The organism is Microbacterium sp. K41 (assembly GCF_004794395.1).
Classification (GTDB): domain Bacteria; phylum Actinomycetota; class Actinomycetes; order Actinomycetales; family Microbacteriaceae; genus Microbacterium; species Microbacterium sufflavum.
In genome coordinates, this window is record NZ_SSDO01000460.1 from 1 (window position 1) to 4,599 (window position 4,599).

Below are 4,599 nucleotides of genomic sequence, written 5' to 3' on the forward strand. Positions count from 1 at the left end.
GGCGGCTCGGGCTCCGTCGATGCTCCCCCCTCCGCGCCGCGCCGCCCCGTGGCCGTCCGTTCGCCCCTCGTGCGACGCCTCGCGCGAGACCTGGGGCTCGACGTGCACACCATCACCCCGAGCGGAGCCGACGGCGCCATCACCCGGGCCGACGTCCTGCGCGCCGCCGTGGACCATGCGGTCGACGGCGTCACCGCGCCGCATCACACGGCCTCCGACTCCGCGGCCCTCGGCACGACGGCAGGCGCCACCTCGGCCTCCGGCACCGCAGCCCCGACCTCCACGACCGGCACCGGCGAGCTCGACGGCCTCCCCGTGCGATCCCGCGAGCGCCTGTCGCCGCTGCGGCGCGCCGTGAGCGCGAAGCTCGCGCGCAGCCGCTCCGAGATCCCCGAGGCCACGGTCTGGGTCGACGTGGATGCGACGGAACTGTGGGACCTCCGCGGGCAGATGGCCCCGGAGGGCGAGCGGCCGCCGTCGATCACGGCACTGCTGGCGCGGTTCGTGCTGCTGGCGCTGGAGGACTATCCGGTCCTCGCGTCGCGGCTGAGCGAGGACGGCGGCGAGCTGATCTCCTTCGACGGCGTGAACCTGGGCGTCGCGGCCGACACCGAGCGCGGCCTCCTGGTGCCGGTGGTCCCGCGGGCGCACGCGCTCACGGTGGCGCAGCTCGACACGGCGCTGCGCGAACTGGCCGCGACCGCCCGCTCCGGGTCCATGCCGCCCGAGCGCCTGCGCGGCTCGACCTTCACGCTCAACAACTACGGCGGCCTGGGGGTCGACGGCTCCGCGGCGATCATCAACCATCCGGATGTCGCGATCCTCGGCATCGGTCGCATCGTCGAACGCCCGTGGGTCGTGGAGGGAGCGATCGTGCCGCGGCGGATCGCCCAGCTGTCGCTCGTGTTCGATCACCGGGTCTGCGACGGCGGTTATGCGGCCGGGTTCCTGCGCCGGGTGACGGAGCTGATCGAGCATCCGCTGCGTGCGTTCGGGAGGATCTGAGGCCGCAACCTGTTGCGCACTCTCGTGGCGCGGCGGACGATGCGCTACGCTCGGCGATTACTGACCGATCATTCGGTAAGTAATCGACGGCGTCCCCCGCGCCGCCCGACCAGACGCAGAACAACGGAGTTCGCATGACCTCAGCCACCGCTGCCGCCTCGTCCACCGGAAGGATGCCCGCCGAAGAGCGCCGGGTGCTCGCGGGCACCCTCGTGGGCACCTCGATCGAGTGGTACGACTTCTTCATCTACGCGCAGGCCGCCGGCCTCGTGCTCGCGCCGCTCTTCCTCGCCCCGATCGCGGAGTCCAGCCCCGGGCTCGCCCAGGTGCTGTCGTTCGCCACGATCGGCATCTCGTTCCTGTTCCGCCCGCTCGGCGCGATCGTCGCCGGACACCTGGGTGACAAGCTCGGCCGCAAGAAGATGCTCGTCTTCACGCTCGTCATGATGGGCCTGTCCACCTCGCTGATCGGCCTGCTGCCGACGTACGCGGCGATCGGTGTCGCCGCGCCGATCCTCCTCATCCTCCTCCGCATCCTGCAGGGCTTCTCCGCGGGCGGCGAGTGGGGCGGTGCCGCCCTGATGGCCGTCGAGCACGCGCCGACGGGCCGGCGCGGCCTGTTCGGCGCCTTCCCGCAGATCGGCGTGCCGGTCGGCATGATCCTGGCGACGTTCACGCTGTGGGCGCTCACCACCTCGATGTCGCCCGAGGCGTTCCTGGAGTGGGGCTGGCGCATCCCGTTCCTGCTGTCGATCGTGCTGATCGCGGTCGGCTACGTGATCCGCCGCGCGGTCGACGAGAGCCCCGTGTTCGAAGACCTGCGCCGCCGCCGCAAGGAGGCCTCGGCCCCGCTCGGGCAGCTGTTCCGCTCGAACACCAAGCAGGTCGTGCTGACGGCCGTCATCTTCATCGCGAACAACGCCGCCGGCTACCTGCTCATCGCGTTCTTCGCCACCTACGCGGTCACCGCGCTGGGGATGGAGCGTCCGCCCGTGCTCCTGGCGACCACGCTCGCCTCGTTCGGCTGGCTGATCTTCACGCTGTGGGGCGGGCACCTCTCCGACCGCCTCGGGCGCATCCGCACCTTCCAGATCGGGTACGTCGCCCTGGCGGTGTGGGCGATCCCGATGTGGTTCCTGATCGACACCGCGAACATCGTCTGGTACTTCGTGGCACTGTTCGTGATGACGTTCGCCCTCGGGCTGTCGTACGGCCCGCAGGCAGCGCTGTACGCCGAGATGTTCCCGGCGAACGTGCGCTACTCGGGCGTCTCGATCGGCTACGCGCTGGGCGCGATCCTCGGCGGGGCGTTCGCGCCGATGATCGCGGAGTCGCTGCTGAACCAGTTCCACGCGGCGTGGACGATCGGCCTCTACATCGCCATCGCCTCGGTCATCTCGCTCATCGGGGTGTCGCTGGTGAAGGAGACGAAGGGCGTGGACCTCTCCGTCTGACGCGCGGGATCCGGGATCGCGGCCGGCCGTGCGCCTGTGCCATAATTACCTTACGATCGGTCAGTAATTCACGGCCGGCCGCTCCCCGGACCACCCGCAGGACGACGATGTCAGGAGATCCGCATGCCAGAGGCCTATCTCGTCGGAGGCGTGCGCACGCCGGTCGGGCGCTACGGCGGCACCCTCGCCACGGTCCGCCCCGACGATCTGGCCGCCCTCGTCGTCGGCGAGGCCGTGCGGCGCGCCGGGCTCGACCCCGCGACCGCGGAGCTCGACGAGGTCATCCTCGGCGCGGCGAACCAGGCCGGTGAGGACAACCGCAACGTCGCCCGGATGGCGGTGCTGCTCGCGGGGCTCCCCGACACCGTGCCCGGCATCACCGTCAACCGGCTCTGCGCCTCCGGCATGTCGGCCGTGACCATGGCCGCCCAGGCGATCCGCGCCGGCGACGCCGACCTCATCGTGGCGGGCGGCGTGGAGTCGATGACCCGCGCGCCCTGGGTGCAGGCGAAGCCCGAGAAGGCCTGGGCCAAGCCCGGAGCCGCGTTCGACACCTCGATCGGCTGGCGCTTCCCCAACCCGCGACTGCTCGCGCGCGACAAGGCCACGTTCACGATGCCGGAGACCGCGGAAGAGGTCGCCCGCGTCGACGGCATCACGCGCGCGGAGGCCGACGCGTTCGCCGTGCGGTCGCAGCAGCGCGCCGCCGCCGCGATCAGCGCCGGCCGCTTCGCCCCCGAGATCGTCGGCGTGCCCGTGCGCGACGGCGAGGTGCTCGTCGACGAGGGCCCCCGCCCCGACACGACCCTCGAGGTCCTGGCCAGGCTGCGCCCCGTGGTCGCGGGCGGCGAGGTCGTGACCGCGGGCAACTCCAGCGCCCTCAACGACGGCGCGTCCGCGGTGCTGGTGGCGAGCGCCGCGGCCGTGGAGCGCTACGGCCTCACGCCGCGCGCGCGCATCGTGGTGGGCACCTCGGCCGGACTCGCCCCCGAGGTCATGGGGCTCGGGCCAGTGCCCGCGACTGAGAAGGCGCTGCACCGTTCGGGGCTGTCGCTGGACGACCTGGGGTCGATCGAGCTGAACGAGGCCTTCGCGTCGCAGTCGCTCGCGTGCATCCGCCGCCTCGGGCTCGACGAGGACCGGGTGAACGCCGACGGCGGAGCCATCGCGCTGGGCCACCCCCTCGGCTCCTCGGGCTCGCGGCTGCTGGTCACGCTGATGGGCCGCATGGAGCGTGAGGGCTCGCAGTACGGCCTGGCGACGATGTGCGTCGGCGTCGGGCAGGGGGCGGCCACGATCCTGGAGGCCGTGCGATGACCGCGGCGCCGACCGCCGAGACCCCGCCCGCGACGCCGCTGCTGGTCGAGCACCGCGAGGACCGGGTGATCGCGACCCTGAATCGTCCGCACAAGCGCAACGCGATCGACCAGGCCACGATCGACGCGCTGCACGCCCTGTGCGCGGAGCTGGAGGAGACGCCGAAGACGCTGATCCTCACCGGGGCCGAGGGCGTGTTCGCCGCGGGTGCCGACATCGCCCAGCTGCGGGAGCGCCGCGCCGCCGACGCGCTGCGCGGCATCAACGCCCACGCGTTCGTGCGCCTCGCGGAGCTGCCGATGCCCGTGATCGCCGCGATCGACGGCTACGCCCTGGGCGGTGGGGCCGAGCTCGCCTACGCCGCGGACATCCGCCTCGCCACGCCCGCGCTCCGCATCGGCAACCCCGAGACCGGTCTCGGGATCATCGCCGCGGCCGGGGCATCGTGGCGGCTGAAGGAGATCGTGGGTGAGGCCAGGGCCGCCGAACTGCTGCTCACCGGTCGCACGGTGCTCGCTGACGAGGCGCTGCGCCTCGGGATCGTCTCCGCTCTGCACGAGCCGGACGAGCTGCTCGACGCCGCCCACGCCGTGGCCGACCGCATCGCCCGCAACGACCCCGCGGCCACGATGGCGACCAAGCGCGTGCTGCGCGCCCCGCGCGACCGGCACCCCGCCGTCGACCTGGAGGAGCAGTCCGTGCTCTTCGAGAGCCCGGAGAAGTTCCGCCGCATAACCGCCTTCCTGGAGCGGAGAGACCGATGACGACCACCTCACCCGCCCCCTCCGCGGCCGCCGCGACGGCCCCGCCCACCGCCCCGGCG

Annotated in this window: 4 protein-coding genes; all 4 read left to right on the top strand. The window is 72.8% G+C overall.

Annotated features, from left to right (window positions below):
- On the top strand, window positions 1–1,005 hold a 1,005-nt coding region (locus DW309_RS14890), incomplete at its 5' end, for a dihydrolipoamide acetyltransferase family protein (protein WP_136045810.1).
- 134 nt (window positions 1,006–1,139) lie between these two features.
- Entirely contained in the window at window positions 1,140–2,459 is a 1,320-nt protein-coding gene (locus DW309_RS14895; protein ID WP_136032107.1) for an MFS transporter, read from the top strand.
- Window positions 2,460–2,582: 123 nt separating this feature from the next.
- On the top strand, window positions 2,583–3,776 hold the full coding sequence (locus DW309_RS14900; RefSeq protein WP_136045811.1) for a thiolase family protein: 1,194 nt from the start codon (window positions 2,583–2,585) through the stop codon (window positions 3,774–3,776).
- Window positions 3,773–4,540, top strand: coding sequence for an enoyl-CoA hydratase/isomerase family protein (locus DW309_RS14905; protein WP_136045812.1), 768 nt, complete (start codon window positions 3,773–3,775; stop codon window positions 4,538–4,540). Before DW309_RS14900 ends, DW309_RS14905 begins: the two co-directional genes overlap by 4 nt.
- Window positions 4,541–4,599 lie beyond the last annotated feature (59 nt).

Coding starts and splice junctions, on each gene's coding strand:
- DW309_RS14895 (WP_136032107.1), top strand. CDS start 1,140: ATGACCTCAGCCACCGCTGCCGCCTCGTCCACCGGAAGGATGCCCGCC.
- DW309_RS14900 (WP_136045811.1), top strand. CDS start 2,583: ATGCCAGAGGCCTATCTCGTCGGAGGCGTGCGCACGCCGGTCGGGCGC.
- DW309_RS14905 (WP_136045812.1), top strand. CDS start 3,773: ATGACCGCGGCGCCGACCGCCGAGACCCCGCCCGCGACGCCGCTGCTG.